The sequence below is a fragment of the Dyella acidiphila genome (assembly GCF_014863405.1).
Taxonomy (GTDB): Bacteria; Pseudomonadota; Gammaproteobacteria; order Xanthomonadales; family Rhodanobacteraceae; genus Dyella_B; species Dyella_B acidiphila.
The window spans coordinates 15,447-35,475 of sequence record NZ_JACZZA010000008.1 but is presented as its reverse complement, the minus strand read 5'-3'; the positions used below and the strand labels follow the sequence as shown (position 1 = coordinate 35,475).

At 65.1% G+C, this 20,029-nt stretch carries 13 protein-coding genes and 1 riboswitch; of the genes, 6 read left to right on the top strand and 7 right to left on the bottom strand.

Annotated elements, in window-relative coordinates; translation table 11 throughout:
• The first annotated feature begins 86 nt into the window (after positions 1-86).
• The 5 genes from IGX34_RS13260 (at position 87) to metK (ending at position 7,453) form a co-directional block, all read left to right on the top strand.
• Positions 87-1,346 (top strand): nucleoside permease, encoded by a 1,260-nt coding sequence (locus IGX34_RS13260; RefSeq protein ID WP_192556206.1) that lies wholly within the window; start codon positions 87-89, stop codon positions 1,344-1,346.
• A 31-nt stretch (positions 1,347-1,377) separates the two neighbouring features.
• Positions 1,378-2,364 carry a tRNA dihydrouridine synthase DusB gene (gene dusB / locus IGX34_RS13255; RefSeq protein WP_192556205.1) on the top strand — a complete coding sequence of 329 codons (987 nt, stop codon included), beginning with the start codon at positions 1,378-1,380 and terminating at the stop codon, positions 2,362-2,364.
• 102 nt (positions 2,365-2,466) lie between these two features.
• Positions 2,467-3,336 carry an alpha/beta hydrolase gene (locus IGX34_RS13250; protein ID WP_225737454.1) on the top strand — a complete coding sequence of 290 codons (870 nt, stop codon included), beginning with the start codon at positions 2,467-2,469 and terminating at the stop codon, positions 3,334-3,336.
• A gap of 40 nt (positions 3,337-3,376) precedes the next feature.
• Positions 3,377-3,587, top strand: a riboswitch (cobalamin riboswitch).
• Between the two features lie 203 nt (positions 3,588-3,790).
• The gene (gene metE / locus IGX34_RS13245; protein ID WP_192556203.1) at positions 3,791-6,067 is read left to right on the top strand and encodes a 5-methyltetrahydropteroyltriglutamate--homocysteine S-methyltransferase; all 2,277 of its coding nucleotides are present in this window, start codon (positions 3,791-3,793) and stop codon (positions 6,065-6,067) included.
• A 189-nt stretch (positions 6,068-6,256) separates the two neighbouring features.
• Positions 6,257-7,453, top strand: coding sequence for a methionine adenosyltransferase (gene metK / locus IGX34_RS13240; protein ID WP_192556202.1), 1,197 nt, complete (start codon positions 6,257-6,259; stop codon positions 7,451-7,453).
• Positions 7,454-7,559: 106 nt separating this feature from the next.
• Here the strand turns inward: metK and IGX34_RS13235 are convergent, their stop codons facing one another.
• Complete coding sequence (locus IGX34_RS13235) at positions 7,560-8,687, bottom strand: D-alanyl-D-alanine carboxypeptidase family protein (protein WP_338015470.1); 1,128 nt, start codon at positions 8,685-8,687, stop codon at positions 7,560-7,562.
• 259 nt (positions 8,688-8,946) lie between these two features.
• Between IGX34_RS13235 and IGX34_RS13230 the strand changes: the two genes are divergently transcribed.
• Entirely contained in the window at positions 8,947-10,827 is a 1,881-nt protein-coding gene (locus tag IGX34_RS13230) for an ATP-binding cassette domain-containing protein (RefSeq protein WP_192556201.1), read from the top strand.
• 47 nt (positions 10,828-10,874) lie between these two features.
• Here IGX34_RS13230 and IGX34_RS13225 read toward each other — a convergent pair whose 3' ends face one another.
• The 6 genes from IGX34_RS13225 to IGX34_RS13200 all read right to left on the bottom strand — a co-directional run bounded on the left by IGX34_RS13225 (position 10,875) and on the right by IGX34_RS13200 (position 20,018).
• Positions 10,875-11,492: a TIGR00645 family protein gene (locus IGX34_RS13225; RefSeq protein WP_192556200.1), complete on the bottom strand. Its 618-nt coding sequence runs from the start codon at positions 11,490-11,492 to the stop codon at positions 10,875-10,877.
• Between the two features lie 122 nt (positions 11,493-11,614).
• Entirely contained in the window at positions 11,615-12,976 is a 1,362-nt protein-coding gene (locus tag IGX34_RS13220) for a sensor histidine kinase (protein ID WP_192556199.1), read from the bottom strand.
• On the bottom strand, positions 12,960-14,354 hold the full coding sequence (locus tag IGX34_RS13215; protein ID WP_225737453.1) for a sigma-54-dependent transcriptional regulator: 1,395 nt from the start codon (positions 14,352-14,354) through the stop codon (positions 12,960-12,962). The genes IGX34_RS13220 and IGX34_RS13215 overlap by 17 nt, the downstream gene beginning before the upstream one ends.
• 40 nt (positions 14,355-14,394) lie before the next feature.
• Positions 14,395-16,809, bottom strand: a complete 2,415-nt coding sequence (locus tag IGX34_RS13210; RefSeq protein ID WP_192556197.1) for an ADOP family duplicated permease — start codon at positions 16,807-16,809, stop codon at positions 14,395-14,397.
• A gap of 3 nt (positions 16,810-16,812) precedes the next feature.
• A complete protein-coding gene (locus tag IGX34_RS13205; protein ID WP_192556196.1) occupies positions 16,813-19,257 on the bottom strand; it encodes an ABC transporter permease in 2,445 nt (814 codons plus the stop codon).
• Positions 19,254-20,018, bottom strand: coding sequence for an ABC transporter ATP-binding protein (locus IGX34_RS13200; RefSeq protein WP_192556195.1), 765 nt, complete (start codon positions 20,016-20,018; stop codon positions 19,254-19,256). The genes IGX34_RS13205 and IGX34_RS13200 overlap by 4 nt, the downstream gene beginning before the upstream one ends.
• Between the last annotated feature and the right edge of the window lie 11 nt (positions 20,019-20,029).

Sequence of the window (20,029 nt, the reverse complement as noted above, 5' to 3'; positions counted from 1 at the left end):
CTTGCCCCCTACACGCCGCTTCCTCTAGGCTGACAAGGATTTCGGCCCAGGGATTGTCCCGGCCACACACGGGGAAAATCCGGTCCATGAGCCTGAAGTTGCGACTCATCGCGATGAACTTTCTGCAGTACTACGTCTGGGGTGCGTGGCTGATCACCATCGGCGCGTACTGGTTCCAGAACCGGCATTGGTCGGGCTCCCAGTTCGGCGCGATCTTCTCGACCATGGGCATCGCCTCGCTGTTCATGCCTTCGATCACCGGCGTGATTGCCGACAAATGGATCCGCGCCGAGCGCCTTTACGGCACCCTGCACATCCTGGGCGCCGGCGTGCTGTGCATCGTGCCGCGGATCGACAACCCGCAAACCCTGTTCTGGGTGATGCTGCTCAACATGATGTGCTACATGCCCACCATCTCGCTGTCGATCACGGTGGCCTACAACGCACTCAAGCAGGATGGCGTGGACGTGGTGCGCGTGTATCCGCCGATTCGCGTATGGGGCACGGTGGGCTTTATCGTGGCGATGTGGGTGGTGAGCCTGCTGCATCTGGAAACCACCACCGGCCAGTTCTACGTCGCCGGCATCGCCGCGCTGGTGCTGGGTGTGTACGCCTTCACCCTGCCGCCCTGCCCGCCGCGGCTGCGCGGCCAGGATCACCGTTCCTGGCTGGACGCGCTGGGGCTGACCTCGTTTGCGCTGTTCAAGCGCGGCAAGATGGCGGTGTTCTTTATCTTTGCGATGCTGTTGGGTGCTGCGCTGCAGCTGACCAACGCCTACGGCGATACCTTCCTGCACGATTTCGAGCATGTGCCGGCGTACAAGGACCTGGTGGCAGTGCGCTACCCGGCCATCATCATGTCGATTTCGCAGGTCTCCGAAACGCTGTTCATCCTGGCGATTCCGTTCTTCCTGAAGCGCTTCGGCATCAAGACGGTGATGCTGATCAGCATGCTGGCCTGGACCCTGCGCTTCGGCCTGTTCGCCTTCGGCAATCCCGGCCCGGGGCTGTGGATGATCGTGCTGTCGTGCATCGTCTACGGCATGGCCTTCGATTTCTTCAACATCTCCGGCTCGCTGTTCGTGGAAGGCCAGAGCGATCCGGCCATCCGCGCCAGTGCCCAGGGCCTGTTCATGCTGATGACCAATGGCATCGGCGCCGTGCTGGGCAGCTCGCTCAGCGGCGTGATCATCGACCGCTACTTCACCAGCCCGGACCATGTGCTGGACTGGCACGGCATCTGGATCACCTTCGCCGGCTATTCGCTGGTGGTGGCGGTGCTGTTCCTGTTCCTGTTCCGCCACAAGCACCAGCCCGAGGCCCTGCAGAAGCTGCCCGCGCACTGAGTCCCGGCCGGATCCCGGGTAAAATGCCCGGATGCAAATCGGACCCTACCGCATCGACCCGCCGGTGGTGCTGGCCCCCATGGCCGGCGTCACCGACAAGCCGTTCCGCCTGCTGTGCAAGCGGCTGGGCGCCGGGCTGGCCGTGTCCGAGATGACCGCCTCCGACCCGCGCCTGTGGCAGACGCGCAAATCGCTCAAGCGCATGGATCACGAGGGCGAGCCCGAGCCGGTCAGCGTGCAGATCGCCGGCTACGACCCGGCGATGCTGGCCGAGGCCGCGCGCTTCAACGTGGCCAACGGCGCGCAGATCGTCGATATCAATATGGGCTGCCCGGCCAAGAAGGTGTGCAACGTGTGGTCCGGTTCTGCGCTGCTGCAGGACGAGCCGCTGGTGGCGCGCATCGTCAAGGCGGTGGTGGATGCGGTGGACGTTCCGGTAACGCTGAAGATTCGCACCGGCTGGGACCGCCAGCACAAGAACGCGCTGCGTATCGCCCGCATCGCCGAAGACAACGGTATCGCAGCGCTGGCTGTACACGGCCGCACCCGCGCCGATAAATACCAAGGCGTGGCCGAATACGAAACCATTGCCGCGGTAAAAGCGGCGGCGCGCATTCCGGTGCTGGCCAACGGTGATGTCACCACGCCGCAGCAGGCTCGGCACGTGCTGCAGGTGACCGGCGCCGATGCGGTGATGATCGGCCGCGGCGCGCAGGGGCGGCCGTGGATTTTCCGCGAAATCGCCCACTATCTGGCGACCGGCGAACAGTTGCCGGAGCCGTCGCCGGCCGATGTCTGCGCCATCCTCAGCGGCCATCTGGAACATCTGTACGCCTTCTACGGCGAGCAGGCCGGCGTGCGGATCGCGCGCAAGCATCTGGGCTGGTATGCGAAAGACCGGCCGGAAAACGCGGCTTTTCGCGATGTGGTCAATCGCGCCGAAAACGCGCACGAGCAATTGCGCCTGACCCGCCACTATTTCGACGCGCTGCATAGCGCGTGGTCGCTGGCGGCGTAGCGCCCGCAAGCCCTTGCGCTGCGAATGCGGGCATCATCGCGCCTTGCATCCGAGCCTCCCTCCACCATGACGCTTCGCTTATCGCATCGGCATGCGCCCTGCTTGCGCATCGCCCTGCTGGCCATCGTGTGCTTGCTCGGCGGCTGCCGCGCCGCGCTGTTCGCCGGCCTCAATGCCACCAATCATCGGGCCGGCGTGACGGTGCCGCCCAGCGTGGTGTTCGATGCGCAGCACGGACTGAAGCTGGATATCTATCGGCCGCAACATGCCGAGCACGCACCCATCGTGGTGTTCTTCTACGGCGGCAGCTGGACGCACGGCGAACGCGCCTGGTATCGCTTCGTCGGCGATACGCTCGCCGCTCACGGTGTGGTGACGGTGATCCCCGACTACCGCAAATACCCGCAGGTGAAGATGGATGGCTTTATGCAGGATGCAGCCAAGGCCGTGGCCTGGGTGCACCAGCATGCGGCCGAGATCGGCGGCGCTGCCGACGGGATCTTCGTGATGGGGCATTCGGCCGGCGGCCAGATCGGTGCGCTGCTGCTTACCGATCCATCCTGGCTCGCCCCCTACGGGCTGCATCCTGCCGATATGGCCGGCTTTATCGGCCTGGCCGGCTGCTACGACTTCATGCCGATTCCGGCCAGCGAACACGACATGCTCGGCATGTTCGGCCACGACGCCGCGTCCCAGGCGCGCGCCCAGCCGGTGCGTTTCGTCAGCCAGCAGGAGCCGCCGATGCTGCTGTTGCAGGGCGAGGCCGATCACGAAGTCGATCCCGCCAACGCCGTGTCATTCGCCAAGGCACTGCAGCGCGAACACGACGCGGCCACCCTGCGCCTGTATCCGGGCGTCAGCCACAACGCTCTGGTGTTCGCCTTGTCGCGGCCGTTGCGCCACGACGCCCCCACCCTGGCCGACGTGCTGGATTTCATCCACGCCCATACGCCGTCCGCCGGCACCCCATAAGGACGTCCATCCGCCCATTTGACCGGCGCCAGCCGTACGGCTATCGTTCGCCGGCCGAGGTTTTCATCTTTTCATCTTTATGAAGAGATGAAATTAAAAGGGAAGCCGGTTTGAATCCGGCGCTGCCCCGCAGCGGTGTGTGGAAACGACCTTCGTCATCAGCACTGGGCCCCGGCCCGGGAAGCGACGAACAGTAGGCGGCGCGAGCCACGTCCACGAGCCCGAAGACCTGCCCTGGCCGAAGCCAGCCATTCGCAATGGCGCGCTTCGTACGACCTGGGTGCTCCGCGGGGAGCCCCCGGCACCGCGCCCCCGCCGGCGCGGCGTCGGCCTGTCCGCGGATTCATCCAGCTCGCCCGCGGGGGCGAAGGTCGACGGCGCGCGCAACGGACCCGCTCCGCGGCAACGCCTGCCCTTCGTTCCTCTTTGCCCTGTTATGCAATGAGGAATCTTTATGACGCACACCACTTATCTTGGCTTTCCCCGCATCGGCTGCCGCCGCGAACTGAAGCGCGCACTGGAAAATTACTGGCGCGACGGCGATGCAGCACCGCTGCTCGATACCGCCAGAAGCTTGCGGCAACGGCATTGGCAGCTGGCCGGCGAGGCCGGCATCCAGACCGTCGCTGCCAACGACTTTTCGCTGTACGACCACGTGCTCGACACCGCCGTGCTGTTCGACGCCGTGCCGGCGCGTTACCGCCCGCTGCTGCAAAACGATCCGCTGGCCGGCTATTTCGCCATGGCCCGCGGCAATCGCGAACTGCACGCACTGGAGATGACCAAGTGGCTCGATACCAACTACCACTACATCGTGCCCGAGCTGCAGGCAGGCCAGCGGTTCCAGCTCGGCACCAACAAGCCGCTGGCGGAATGGCTGGAAGCGCGCGCGCTCGGACTGGATGCGCGCCCCGTCATACTGGGTCCGGTGTCGTTCCTGCGGCTGTCGAAAACCGTGGATGGCAGCGATGCGCTGAATCTGCTCGACGCACTGGTCCCGGCCTATATCGAACTGCTGGAACAGCTGGCTGAAGCCGGCGTTGCATGGGTGCAGCTGGATGAGCCGTGCCTGGTGCAGGATCTGGACGAGGCCACCCGGCATGCCTATATCGCGGCATACAGCGCGCTGGCGGTCGGGCCGTCGCCCAAGCGCCTGCTCGCCACCTATTTCGGTGGCCTGGGCGACAACCTCGCGCTGGCGACGAGCCTGCCGATCGATGGCCTGCATATCGATCTGGTACGCGCACCGGAGCAACTCGATGGCGTGCTGTCAGCATTGCCCAAGCACTGCGTGCTGAGCGCCGGCGTGGTCGACGGACGCAATATCTGGCTCAGCGATCCGGCCCGCGTGACGCCGCAGCTGCAGAAGATCGCCGCTGCGCGCGGCACCGACCAGCTCTGGCTGTCGCCTTCCTGCTCGCTGCTGCACACGCCGTTCGACGCCACGCAGGAAACCGCGTTGCCGGCCCAGCTGCGCAGCTGGCTGTCGTTCGCCCAGCAGAAACTGGAAGAAATCCAGCACTACGCCAAGGCGCTGGACGGCGACGCCAACGCCAAGGCGAGCCTGGAGCAGCAGCTGGCGGTGATCGCCGCGCGTAAGCAGGCACAAGGTGTACTGCGCAGCGAGGTGCGCGCACGCGTGAACGGCCTGAGCCCGCAGGCCACCCAGCGCCGCTCGGGGCTGGCGCACCGCCGTCGCGTGCAGGCCGAAGTGCTGGCATTGCCGCCGCTGCCGACAACCACGATCGGCTCGTTCCCGCAGACCGATACGCTGCGCCATGCGCGTGCCGAGCACCGCGCCGAGCGCATCGACGACCAGGCCTACGACAGCGTGCTGCGCGAGGAAATCGAGCGCGTGATCCGCTTCCAGGAACACATCGGCCTCGACGTGCTGGTGCACGGCGAACCCGAGCGCAACGACATGGTGGAGTATTTCGGCGAACAGCTGGAAGGCTTCGCCTTCACCCGCCACGGCTGGGTGCAGAGTTACGGTTCGCGCTGCGTAAAACCGCCGATCATCTGGGGCGACGTATCGCGCCCGCAGGCGATGACGGTGGACTGGTCGCGCTACGCGCAATCGCTGACCGACAAGCCGGTGAAAGGCATGCTGACCGGACCGGTGACAGTGTTGCAGTGGTCGTTCGTGCGCGACGACCTGCCGCGCGAGCAGGTCTGCCTGCAGCTGGCGCTGGCATTGCGCGACGAGGTGCATGACCTGGAGCACGCCGGCATCCGCGTGATCCAGATCGACGAGCCCGCCCTGCGCGAAGGCCTGCCGATCCGCCACGCCGAGCACACCGCCTATCTCGACTGGGCAGTGCGCTGCTTCCGCATCACCGCTGGCGGCACCAGCGACAGCACGCAGATCCACACGCATATGTGCTACAGCGAATTCAACGACATCATCGAGGCCGTCGCTGCACTCGACGCCGACGTGATCTCCATCGAGAGCAGCCGCTCGCGCATGGAGTTGCTGCAGGCATTCGAGGAGTTCCGCTATCCGGGCAGCATCGGCCCAGGCGTGTACGACATCCATTCGCCGCGAGTGCCCTCGCAGCAGGAAATGGTCGATCTGCTGGAGCGGGCGCTGACCGTGCTGGAGCCGGCCCAGCTCTGGGTCAATCCGGATTGCGGCCTGAAGACGCGCGGCTGGAAGGAGACCGAGCCGGCGCTGGTAGCGATGGTCAATGCCGCGCGGGAGCTGCGCGCGGCAATCGCGGTAAGTAGCTGATCCGGCTACCGTAGGCACCCCTCCTCGCGCGCCGGGGAGGGGTGTCGATGGCCGCGGCAAAACGCCTGAATCCGGGCTCACTGTCATGTGGATATGCCAGACTTGGCGGTGAAAAACCGGGCGGCTGCGTGTATCATGCGCAGTTTCCCCTTTCCATCTCTTTATCCGTAAAGAAGGATATAAGCCCCGATGAGCAACTACCTCTTCACCTCCGAATCGGTCTCCGAAGGCCATCCGGACAAAGTCGCCGACCAGATTTCCGATGCCGTCCTGGACGCGATCCTGGCGCAGGATCCGCGCGCCCGCGTGGCCTGCGAAACCATGGTGAAGACTGGCGTGGCCATCGTCGCCGGCGAAGTCACCACCAGCGCCTGGATCGACCTGGAAGCGTTGACCCGCAAGGTGATCGTGGATATCGGCTACAACTCCAGCGACGTCGGTTTCGACGGCGAAACCTGCGGCGTGCTGAACCTGATCGGCAAGCAGTCGCCGGACATCAACCAGGGCGTGGACCGCAAGAAGCCCGAAGAACAGGGCGCTGGCGACCAGGGCCTGATGTTCGGCTACGCCACCAACGAAACCAAAGATTTCATGCCGGCGGCGATCTACTACTCGCACCGCCTGGTCGAGCAGCAGGCCAAGGTGCGCAAGAAGAAGAACTCGCCGCTGCCGTGGCTGCGCCCGGACGCCAAGAGCCAGGTCACCCTGCGCTATGAAAACGGCGTGGCCACCGCCATCGACGCCGTGGTGCTGTCCACCCAGCACGATCCGGACGTGAAGCAGAAGGATCTGGTCGAGGCCGTGCGCGAGTACATCCTCAAGCCCGTGCTGCCGGCCAAGCTGCTGCACAAGAGCACCAAGTTCCACATCAACCCGACCGGCAAGTTCGTGATCGGCGGCCCGGTGGGCGACTGCGGCCTGACCGGCCGCAAGATCATCGTCGACACCTACGGCGGCTGGGCCCGCCACGGCGGCGGCGCGTTCTCGGGCAAGGATCCGTCCAAGGTCGACCGTTCGGCTGCCTACGCCGCCCGCTACGTAGCCAAGAACATCGTGGCCGCCGGCATCGCCGACCGCTGCGAAGTGCAGGTCAGCTACGCCATCGGCGTGGCCGAGCCGACCTCGATCTCGGTGACCACCTTCGGTACCGGCAAGATCAGCGACGAGAAGATCGAGAAGCTGATCCGCAAGCATTTCGACCTGCGCCCGTACGGCATCATCAAGATGCTGGACCTGATCCATCCGATGTACCAGCAGACCGCCAGCTACGGCCACTTCGGCCGCGCCCCGTACGAAGTGAAGGGCCCGGACGGCAAGACCTTCACGGCGTTCTCCTGGGAGAAGACCGACAAGGCCGACGCGCTGCGCGCCGACGCCAAGCTGTAAGCGATCCGCTTACAGCACCAACAAAAACCCCGCGGCATGCCGCGGGGTTTTTGTTTGCGTGTAGCTGCCGTTGCCAACCAAGACCGGAACGGCGGCGAAATGGGGATTACTCGTGCTTGTCCTGCGAGGCCGCCAGCATCACCGGCTTCTTGCCCTTGCGGTCGCGGTGCGCCAGCCGGGTAGTGCCCTGCTTGGACTTGCCCTTGGCCTTGCCCGACGACTTGGCCACCTGCGGGCAGCTGCGGCCGCGATGCGGTTTGCAGGCAGGCGCAGCAGCGTGGGCGCGGCGATGAGTCACCGGCGCGTCTTCCGCGTCGGCCGTTTCGATCGGCGACAGCGCCGCCAGCACGCGGCGAGTGGTGCCGCCCATGCTGGCCTGCGCCACCAGCGCATCCGGGGTCGGACGATGGTCGAAGCCATCGTCCAGCAGGCGCGCCATCAGGTTGTCGCGCGCACGGGCCGAGCGGCCGCCCAGCACCACCGCGAACAGGCGGTGCCCGTCGTGCACTGCGGTGGAGGCGAGATTGAAGCCGGAGGCATCGGTGAAGCCGGTCTTCAGGCCGTCCATGCCCGGGTAGCGATCCATCAAGTTGTTGTGACCGCGGATCAGCTGGCCGCGGAACACGAACTCCTTGGTGGAGAAGTAATGCGAGTACTGCGGGAAATCGTGGTACAGCGCCATCGCCAGCTTGGCCAGGTCGCGCGCGGTGGACTTGTTGTCCGGATCCGGCAGGCCGTTGGCGTTGGCGAAATGGCTGGAGCTCATGCCCAGCAGCTGGGCCTGGGCATTCATCATGTCGGCGAAATGGCCTTCGCTGCCGCCCAGGCTCTCCGCCACCACGGTGGCGGCATCGTTGGCCGACTTGGTGACCATGCCGAGAATGCAGTCGTTGACCGATACCGTCTGGCCGGCGCGCAGGCCGAGCTTGGTCGGGGCGCGCGAGGCGGCCCAGGTCGACACCGACAGGTCCTGGTCGACCTTCAGCTTGCCGCTCTGCAGCGCCTGGAAGGTCAGGTAGAGGGTCATCATCTTGGTGAGCGACGCCGGGTAGTTCTGCTCGTCGGCATTGACGTTGCTCAGCACTTCGCCGGTGGCCGGATCGATCACGATGGCGGCATAGCCGGCATGGGCTACCGCACTGAAACCGGCCAGACCGATCACGAACATCGCCGCGAACAGGCCCAGGAGCCGGCCCAGCAACTGCCGTGGCTGTATGGACTGGACGATGTTCACCGCGGCCTCCTGACTTCTCAAACCGCGGCCTGCCCCCGCGTCGCGCAACCTTAATGCATAGCCATCGCAATTTCCAGAGGAAATACTTTAATCGGCCATGCTAAGTGCATGTTTTTGTAAATTTTAACTTCCGCCAAGGGCGCAAGAACCTGTTAGCCCGCCGTGACGGGAATCTGAATTATTTATCGACCTGCGCCCGGCTGTCTTTAGGACAGGGCTAAACAGCGGCTTTCGGTGAGCCAGCCGGTAGAATGGGCGGATGTCCCTGATCCAACTCCAGCGTGTCGACTTCAGCGTCGGCGGCCCCCTCCTGCTCGAACATGTCGATCTGTCGATCGAAGCGAACGAGCGCGTCTGCATCGTCGGCCGCAACGGCGAAGGCAAATCCACCCTGATGAAGCTGATCGCCGGCGAGCTGCATGCCGACGACGGCGAAGTACGCGTGCAGAACGGCGTGGTGGTGGCACGCATGGCGCAGGAGGTGCCGCAGGCCACTGCGGGCAGCGTCTTCGATGTCGTTGCCGACGGGCTCGGCGATCTTGGCCATTTGCTTGCGCGCTATCACCACCTGCTGGCAGAAGGCGACTTCGAAGCACTCGGCGATGTGCAGAATCAGATCGAAGCGCAGCATGGCTGGGATCTGGATCGTCGCGTCAGCGATGTGCTCACCAAGCTGGAATTGCCGGCCGATACGGATTTCGCCGCGCTGTCCGGCGGCATGAAGCGTCGTGTGCTGCTGGCGCAGGCATTGGTGCGCAAGCCCGGGGTGCTGTTGCTGGACGAACCCACCAACCATCTTGATATTGAAGCGATCGATTGGCTGGAAGGTTTTCTCAAGCAATTCGAAGGCAGCATTGTCTTCGTCACGCATGACCGCGGTTTTCTGCGTGCGCTGGCTACGCGCATCGTGGAAATCGATCGCGGCCAGCTCACCAGCTGGCCGGGCGATTACGACAATTACCTGCGCCGCCGCGAAGAACGCCTGCACGCCGAAGCGCAGGCCAATGCTTTGTTCGACAAGAAACTCGCGCAGGAAGAAGTGTGGATTCGCCAGGGCATCAAGGCGCGCCGCACGCGCAACGAAGGCCGCGTGCGCGCCTTGAAGGCCCTGCGGCGCGAACGTTCCGAGCGGCGCGAATTGAGCGGCAACGCCAAGATGGCGCTGGCCAATGCGCAGGCATCGGGCAAGAAGGTGATTGAACTGGAACACGTGCACCAGGCCTTCGGCGGCCGCGTGCTGATCGACGACCTCAGCACCAGCATCATGCGCGGCGATCGCGTCGGCATCATCGGCCCGAACGGCGCGGGCAAGAGCACCTTGCTGAAAATCCTGCTGGGCGAACTGAAGCCGCAACGCGGCGAGGTCACTCTCGGCACCGGCCTGCAGATCGCTTATTTCGACCAGCACCGCGCCCAGCTCAACGACGCACTGAATGCGCTCGACAACGTGGCCGAAGGTCGCGAGTACATCGAGCTCAACGGGCAGCGCAAACACATCATCGGTTATCTGCAGGATTTCCTGTTCTCGCCCGAACGCGCACGCGCTCCGATCACGCGCCTGTCCGGCGGCGAACGCAATCGCCTGCTGCTGGCCAAGCTGTTCGCGCAGCCGTCCAACCTGCTGGTGATGGACGAACCCACCAACGATCTCGACGTGGAGACGCTGGAGCTGCTGGAAGAATTGCTGACCGAATACAAGGGCACCTTGCTGCTGGTGTCGCACGACCGCGAATTCCTCGACAACGTAGTGTCGAGCACGCTGGTGCTGGAAGGCGCCGGCCAGGTCGGCGAATACGTCGGCGGCTACAGCGACTGGCTGCGGCAGAAACCGGCCGTGCGGTGGGGCACTGAAGCAGTTGCATCGGCGGCGCCGGAAAAAGCCGCCGCGTCTTCCGCCACGCCAGTCGAGAGCGAAAAGCCCAAGCGCAAACTCAGCTACAAGGACGCGCGCGAACTCGAGCAACTGCCTGCGCGTATCGAACAGCTCGAAGCGGATGTCTCCGCCCGCGCCGAAGCGATGAACGACCCGTCCTTCTACCAGCAGGACAATGCGGCGATCCAGCGCGCGAACGAAGCGCTGGCCAAGGTGCAGGCCGAGTTGGACCAGGCTTACGCGCGCTGGTCGGAGCTGGACAGCTGAAACCCTGGCGCCCCGGCCACGCCGGGGCGAACCACAAGCATGCGGGCTTAGTGGGCGCTTTTTTCGGCCGTACCCTGCATCACGCGATCGGTCCAGGCAATGCCGATCGCCGACACGATGAAGACCACGTGGATGATCGTCTGCCACATCACCCCGGTGGGTGTGAGCGTGGCGCATTTGAGCATGGCGCCGTTGCCGTCGCTCTGTGCGATGGTGGCCAGCATTTCGGACGAGCAGAACGGCAGGCCTTGCAGTGTGCCGGCGGCGATGAATGTTTTCAGCAGATGGATCGACGAGATGCCGATGATCGCCATCGCCAGCTTCACCTTCAGCACCGAGGCGTTCACATGCGACAGCCATTCGGGCTGATCCGGATGGCCGTCCAGTCCAAGGCGCGACACGAAGGTTTCGTAGCCGCCGACAATCACCATGATCAACAGATTGGAAATCATCACCACGTCGATCAGGCCGAGCACGATCAGCATGATCTCCTGTTCGCCCAGCGACGATGCTTCGTGGATCAGATGCCACAGTTCTTTGGCGAACAGGTAGACGTAGACGCACTGCGCCACGATCAGGCCCAGATACAGCGGCAACTGCAGCCAGCGGGAGCCAAAGATAAGAATCGACAGCGGGCGAAGGCGGGGCTTGTTTGCGGGGTCCATGCTCGAATCGGTTCGCTAGGGAAATCCACGCCAGCGTAGCGGTTCGGCAAAAAGCCAGGCAAGGTCCGGCGCGGCCAACGGTGTCCGAATATCGGCGTACCGGCGTGCGGCACGCCGGCCGGTCATGGCGACGCGGGCCGGACCTCCAGCGGCAGCCACAGACTGGCCCGTGCACCGGCACCGCCGGACCGGGCCAGCAGATTCGCACCGCCGCCGTGCGCCTCGGCGATCTGCCGCGCCAGCGCGAGGCCGATGCCGGAGCCGCCGGGCTTGGTGGTGAAAAACGGCACGAACAGGTTATCGCTGGGCGGCGGTCCGGGGCCGTCGTCGTCGATTTCGATCACCGCCTTGTCGCCGTCGCGCCGCCAGCGCACTGCCACACCACCGCCTTCGGGCAGCACCGCTTCCACCGCGTTGCGCAATAGATTGATCAGCGCCTGCTCCAGCTGGTCCTGATCGGCATGTACATGCAAGGGCTCGGCGGTTTCCACCTGCACCGCCATGCGCTGCTCCAACCGCACGATGCCCTGGATCAAGGCCCCCAGCTCCAGCTCGTGCGACTGCGGTGCAGGCAGGCGCGCCAGCGTGCTGTAGCTGGCGAGAAAACGCGTCAGCGACGAGGCGCGCTGGCCGATCACTTCCAGTCCGCGCTGGAAGTCCTCGCGCCAGTCATCCGGCAACGGCTCGCGCGTCGCCAGGCTGGCGAGCGTGCCGGCCATGGAACGAATCGGCGTCAGGGAGTTGTTGACCTCGTGCCCCAGCACGCGCAGCAAGCGCTGCCATGCCTGGCGCTCTTCATCGCGCAGCACGCGGCCGACATCATTGATCACCAGCAGGCGGCTGCGCCGGCCACCGCTGCGCAACAGCGCCTGGCGGATCTCGAAACGGCCGCTGCGGCCGGGAAACGTGTGCGGCAGCACGCGCGTGGCCGGCTCCTCCAGCCAGCCGGCCAGGCCAAGTTCTTCCGCACGACGGCCGAACAAGCGCTCGCGCGGCGCATCCAACAGCGCTTCGGCGGCGGGATTGAGCAAGCGCAACCGCTGTTCTTCGTCGAACACGAACACGGCGCTGTCCAGCGCCGCCAGCGTCTTGCTCAGCAGGTGCGAGGCTTCCTCGAAATCGAGCCGCTCCTGCTGCAGCCGCGCGGCCAGTTCGTTGACGTTGTACACCACCTCGCCCAGCACGCTGTTTTGCACACCGCGCAAGCTGTAGTCGCCTTCGCGCAAGGCCTCCAGCAGACTGAACAAGGTGTAGACCGGATACGTCACGCGGCGCGAATGTACGCGCGCCAGCCATGCAGTCATCACCAACACGACAACGGCACCCAGCAGATACGTGCCGGTAGTGAGGCGACCGGCCCACCACGGCGACAGCAGCAGCACCAATAGCGAAGGCAGCACGACCAGCACGCTGCCGCCCAGCACGCGACGCTCGAAGCGCTGCAGGCGCCCGATGCGACGCGATGGCTCAGCCGACCTGGGCATCACCGGATACATCCCGCAATGCATGCTTGGCCATGCGCCGGTACAGCGACTGGCGCGTGATGCCCAAGGCATCCGCCGCATGCTGCAGATTACCGTCGCAGCGATCCAGCGCCCGCTTGACCAGCCAGGCCTCGGCCTGGTCCAGCGTCATCTGGTCCAGCGTCTGGGCAGCTTCCGGTGCCGCGCCGAAGGAAAGCGCGGCGGCGGTGACCTGGTCATGCTCGGCCAGCAACGCAGCACGTTCCATCAGGTGCTGCAGCTCGCGCACATTGCCCGGCCAATGCCAGCCCTGCAGGGCGCGCTCGGCCGACGCCGCCAGTCGCAGCGAAGCGCGGCCATAACGCTGCGCACTGTGCGCCAGGAACGAGCGCGCCAGCGGCAGGATGTCTTCGGTTCGCTCGCGCAAAGGCGGCAAGCTCACTTCGAACGTATTCAAGCGATAGAGCAGATCGCGACGGAAGCGGCCCGCCGCCACTTCGCCCTGCAGATCGGCATTCGTCGCCGACACCAAGCGCACATTCACATGCTGGGTATGCGACGAACCCAGCCGCTCGAACTCGCCATCTTCCAGCACGCGCAACAGCTTCGGCTGCTGCGACGCAGGTACATTGCCGACCTCGTCCAGAAACAGCGTGCCGCCGTCCGCCAGTTCGAAGCGGCCGATGCGTTCGCTCTTCGCATCGGTATACGCGCCGCGCACATGGCCGAACATTTCCGACTCGAACACGCTTTCGGCAATACCGCCCATATTGACCTTGACCAGCGCCTGCGCCGCACGCGCCGAGCGCTGATGCAGGTACTGCGCAATGACGCCTTTGCCGGTGCCGTTTTCGCCCAGCACCAGCACGTTGGCGTCGCTGGGCGCGATGCGCTCGACCATCGCCACCACCCGCCGCATCGCGGCAGATTCGGCAATCAGTTCGCTGCTGGAGCTATCGCGCAGCAAGGCGTTCTCCGCCTCCAGCCGTCGCTGGCGGCGCGTGCTGTCGCTCAGGGCGATCTGCGCTCGCAACACGCTCATCAGGCGCGCGTTGTCCCACGGCTTCTCGATAAAGTCGGCCGCGCCACGCCGCATCGCCTGCACCGCCAGCGGCACATTGCCCCAGGCCGTCATCATCACCACCGGCATGTCCGGCGCCTGCCGGCGCAGGCTTTCGAGCAAGTCCAGGCCCTCTTCGCCGGAGGTGGTGTCGCGGCTGTAGTTGCCATCGATCAGCGCGCAGGTAAAATCGCGCCGGCCGACGGCTTCCAGTGCCTGCGCCGGACTGGCTGCGCCGACGCAAGCCACGCCTTCGGACTTCAACAACAGGCGCAAGGCTTCGCGCACATCGGCCTGATCGTCGGCCACCAGTACAGTAGGAATCGATTCGCGCGCCATGCCCTGGGTCATGCTCCTGAGTTTAAGGGAAGCGCCGTGCTCATTCGTGGCGCAATGCAACTACCGGCTGCACCGCCAGCGCACGCCACAGCGGCAGCAACGAAGCGCCCATCGCCACCAGCACGATCACCACCAGCACCGGCACGAATACCTGCAGATCGTAACCCTGCGTATGCAGCTGTTCGTTGGCCAGCAAGGCCGACCAGGGTAAGGCCAGGCCCACGCCGATCGCCAGCCCCAGCCCGAGCTGGAATACCAATTGCCGTCCAACGTGCCCCACGATGGCCAGATGGCTGGCGCCGATCGCACGCCGAATGCCGAGAATGCCGAGTTCGTGCGTACGCTGCGCTACCGCAAAGGAGAGCACGCCATACAAACCTGCAGCAGCGAGGATCAGGGCGATCAGGCCGACCGCGCTGAACACCTGGATCATGATGGTGAGCTTGATCCGCGCAATGGCGATGGCATGCGCCTGGGTGCGGAAGGCGTAAAGCGGGGTGGCCGCATCCAGCTCATGAGCCATGCGGGTCAGCGACGGCGCATAGGCGACGGCCGCTTCACGCGTATGCACGGCAATCCGGGCATAGCTGAGCGGTACCTGCCACAGCGGCCGCATGAAACTGGGCAGCGCGGTCTGCAAGGTACCGTCGAGCTGCAGCGGCGCCACTACGCCGATCACCTGCAGCGTTTGCGGGTCCGGATCTTCCGGATGCAGTACCAGTTGCTGCCCCACCGCGCTACGTCCGGGCCACAAAGCCTGCGCCAGCCGCTGGTCGACCACCGCCAACAACTCGTGCCGATGGCGATCCTGCACATCGAAAAAGCGCCCAGCCAGCAGCTTCAGGCCATAGGTACTGGCGAAGTGCTCGTCGACAACGCCCATCTGCGCGCGCTGATAACCGTCGGCCGTGCGTGCCTGGCCATAGGCTGCAACAAATTCATGGCTGCCCAGCTCTGCATCGGGAACGGTGTTGGCCACGCTGGCATCCAGCACACCCGGCGCCGCGCGCAGGCGCTCGGCCAGCCGCTCGAAATAACGCAACTGCGCGTCATCGTCCGGATACAAAGCCGGCAGCAGCTGTACCGATGCGGTAAGTACATGCGCCGGATCGGAACCGCTGCCGATCGGCTGCGCCAGCACCCGTTCCAGGCCGCGCACAAAGGTGCCGGCGCCCACCAGCAGGATCACGGTAAAGGCGATCTCCACGACCACCAGTGCCTTGGCGGTACGCGCAAAGATGCCGCCGGTAACGGCGCGGTCGCCGTCGCGCAGCGCATCCTGCAACTGCGAACGCGAGACATGCCAGGTGGGCAGCAGGCCGGCCAGCACGGTGGTCAGCAAGGCGGCGATGGCGCCGAAGGCGAACAGGCGCGGATCGATCCGAAAATGCAGGAAGTACGGTGGCGCGGTGTCGTTGCTGACCAGCATGTCGACAAACCACCGGAAACCGAAGTGCGTGATCAGCAAGGCCACCGCATAGGCGGCCCCGCTCACCAACAGGCATTCCGCCCACTGTGCGCGCAGCAGGCGGCCCTGGCTGGCGCCCAGCGCACTGCGCAGCGCCAGCTCGCGTCCGCGATTGAGCGTCTGCACCAGTTGCAGATTGGCCACGTTGGCGCAGGCCAGCAGCAGCACCATTACGCCAGCGGCAAACATCAACCAAATGTAGCTGCGGATGTGCTCATCCATGAATCGCATGACCAGCGGCTTCATGACCAGATGACGACCCGCGCGCTGGCCGCGCAGGCTGCTGCCCAGATGGCTGGCCAGTGCCGCCCATTCGTCCCGCGCTTGCACCAGCGAGATCCCAGGCTTGAGCAGGCCGATGGTCTCCACATCCAGATCGCTGCCCGCCTGCAGTGGCTGTGGTAGCCATATATCCGTGACGAAAGGAAACGCGAAAGTCTTGGGCAGTACACCGATCACCGTCGCCCACTCGCCGTTGATGCGCAGCTTGCGGCCGATCACGGCGGGATCGGCGTTGAAATCGTGTCGCCACAGCGTTTCACCCAGCAGTGCTACCAGCGGCGCACCGGGCTGATCATCCTGCTCGGACGTCAGCCGGCCCAGCAATGGCTGCACACCGAGCATGGGCAATACAGATGCAGAGACGCGGGTGCCGACATGCGTCACCGCGCGAGTGCCGGTATCGACATCCACCATCAGTTCGCTATACGCACCGGAGCTTTCGAAGCTGTGCATGCCCGCACGCAGAGGCAGAAATTCTGCTGCGCTCATATCGCTCAAGCCGGTGCCATCCAGATTGGCATAGCCCATCGCCATCAGGCGCTGCGACTGCGGGAACGGCAGCGGCCGCAGCACCATGCTGTCGACCAGGCCAAACAGGAACAACACCGCCCCCAGGCCGATACCCAGTACCGCCACCGACAGCGCCGCGTAACCCGGCCGGCGACACAGACGCCGCCATGCACTGCTCAACTCGCGCATCATCATCGCCTATTCCCCTCGCAAGGCACGCGTCGGTTCCACCCGGCTCGCACGCCAGGCCGGCAACAGGCAGGCGAGCAGGCCGGACAAGGCCAGGGTGAGACACACCGCCGCCAATACCGGCAGGTCGAATACCTGGCGATTGATCTGCAACAGCACCGCACGCAGCAAGCCGGCCAAAATAAAGGCCAGGGCGAAACCGGCCAACAAGCCGATCACCACTTGCAGCAGTCCTGCCCGCAAAATCCCGGCGATCAGCCGCGCTGGCGAAGCCCCCAGCGCCATGCGCACGCCGAATTCGCGTTCGCGAATGGCTACCGCCACCGACATCACCGCGTACATGCCCACGGCTGCAAGCAGCAAGGCCAGGCCGGCAAACAGACCGATCAACAACAAGTCCAGCCGCGTGCCGGCAGTAGTCTCGCGCACCACACTGCGCATACTGAGCAACTGGGACACCGGCTGGCTGGGTGCCACCTCGGCCACCACGCGGCCGACCATGCGACGGTAGTCGTCCGGATTGCCATGCACGGCCAGTGCAAAGCGCAAAGGATTGACGGTGCGCACGATCTGCATCAGATCGTCCGGCATCTGCGCCAGCGGCAGATACAGAATGCCATCGGTATCGCCCAGCGGACCGAACGGACTGATCGTATCGATCACGCCGACGATCCGCGCCGAGTGCGGCGCCAGCGATGGAATCGCGCCCATCTCGATCATCTTCCCCACCGCATCGCCCCCGTACATCTGGTCGGCCAGGCGCTGATTGACGATAGCAACGGCTTCGCCACCCCTGCGATCGCTGGATTGGAAACTGCGGCCTTGATGCGCGGGAATCTGGAACACGCTGAAGAAATCCGGATCGACCGCGCGTACCTGCGGAGTGGCCGTATCCGGCACATCCTGACCAGGCGCGTGGATGCTGCCGAGATAAAAATTCTGCGACAGATCGCCGGCCGGCAGACCGGTCCCCGCCGTAGCGCGGACTACGCCAGGCTGCATGCGCAGCCGATCCAGCAACTGCTGCGCCAGGCGCTGGATCGCGGCGTTATCGCTATAAGTGCCACGCACCGGCGCCAGCTCGAAAGTAAGAATGCCATCGCTGGAAAACCCCAGGGGCACCCGTGCCGCATCGTATAGCGCATGCAGAAATACCCCGGCGGCACACAGCAAGGTGCTGGCCAGCGCGACCTGGGCCGTTACCAGCACGCGCCCCAGCAGGCCACCACGACGCCCCGTGCCACCGCGTCCGCCCGCGCGCAGTTCATCCGGCGACGCATTCTTGAGGCCCCACCACAAACCCAGCGCAACCGACAGCGACACCAGGGTCAGCGCCAGTACCAAGGCCAGCACATACGCCGATGCCTGTACTTGCAGGCTGCTGCCGGCCAGCCACTCCGCAGGGATCAGCCCGCGCAGCGCCTGCAGGCCCAGCCACGCCAGCAGCATGCCGGCCACCGTGCCGGCGATGGCGATCAACAAACCCTCGGCGAGCAGCGGCAGCAGGCGTCGCAACCACGGCGCACCCAGCGCATCGCGCACCGCGGCATCGTGGCTGCGCGCCATGCTGCGCAAAAGCATCAGATTGGCGAGGTTGACCAATACGATCAGCAGCACCATCGATGCGCTGGCCAGAAACATCATCAAAACCGGCCTGGCGCGCACGCGCATCGCCGTCTGCAGATCGTCGGCGCGAAAGGCCTCGTGCGCCGCGAAGCTGGCGCCGGCGCCACCGATGCGCAGATACATGGCATGCACTTTCGCGGCGAATTCCGCGCCTACGGCCGCCGCCGTTACATCCGGCGCCAGACGTGCGATGACATAGAAATTCCTGCCTTCGTCTTCGCTGTCCGCCGGCAACGCCATCGGCAGCAACAGATCGGCTTGCTTGATATCGACTCCTGCAGGCAGCACGCCGATGATCTGGTGACTGACCCCTTCGATGCTCATGTTGCGCCCGAGCACCGAGGCATCGCCGCCGTAACGGCGCAGCCAGAAACCATGACTGAGCAGCACGACCTTGGGCCCGTTCGGGCGATCCTCATCCGCGCTGAAATTGCGGCCCAGCGTCAGCGCTACGCCCAACGTCGCCAGATAACCCCGGTCGGCATGCACGGCAGGCAGCAATTGCGGTACGTCATCCACCGCGATGTTCGCATCCTCGGCGCGAAACCGGATCAGGCCCACGGACTGCACGCCCTGCAAGGGCAACATGTGCTGATAAATCACCGGCGAGGTGGTGTAGGCCACACCGGATCGTTCCCGCCCCAATTGCACCAGCCGCGAGGCCTGCGGATACGGCAGCGGCCGCAGCAGTACAGCTTCGATCAGCACATAGACCGCCAGGCTCGCGCCGACGCCCAGCGCCAGCACGCCGGAGGCGAGCAGGAGATAGCCGGGTCGGCGACACAGCGCGCGCCAGGCCAGCCAGATCTCCTTCAAGCCGGCATTCATGCATCCACCTCGATACGCGCACCGATCAGCGCATCGAGCCGTTGCTCGTCCTCGCGGCGCAGGCGCTCGAAGGTTTCCTCATCCACCACCCGGCCGTCGAACAGACGCACCTTGCGCTGTGCCAGCTCGGCATAGCGGGCATCGTGCGTGACCATGCAGATGGTGGCGCCGCCGCGATGCAGTTCTGCCAGCAGTTGCATCACTGCCTCGCCGTTGCGGGAATCGAGGTTGCCGGTCGGTTCGTCCGCCAGCAGGATCGCAGGCTTTCCGACCAGCGCACGCGCCACGGCAACGCGCTGCTGCTGGCCGCCGGATAGCTGGGCCGGATAGTGGCGCATGCGATGCAACATGCCTACGCGCTGCAAGGCTTCTTCCACTCGCGCGCGGCGTTCCGCCGCGCCGATATGCTCGCGATAGGTCAGCGGCAGCTCGACGTTTTCCTGCACGGTGAGATCGCCGATCAGGTTGAAGGCCTGGAAGATGAAACCGATCTCCGCATTGCGGATGCGCGCGCGTGCCGCGGCATTCAGGCCGGCCACATCGTGCCCGTTCAACACGTAGCTGCCGGAGCTGGCGGTATCGAGCAGACCGAGGATGGACAGCAAGGTGGTCTTGCCGCAACCGGACGGCCCGGAGATGGACACGTACTCGCCACGCTGCACATCCAGATGCACATCACTCAGGGCATGCGTTTCCACTTCGTCCGCCTGGAACACTTTGCGGATGCTGCTGAGTGCAATCACAGAAGCCGTGTCGTTCATAAGTTCACCGA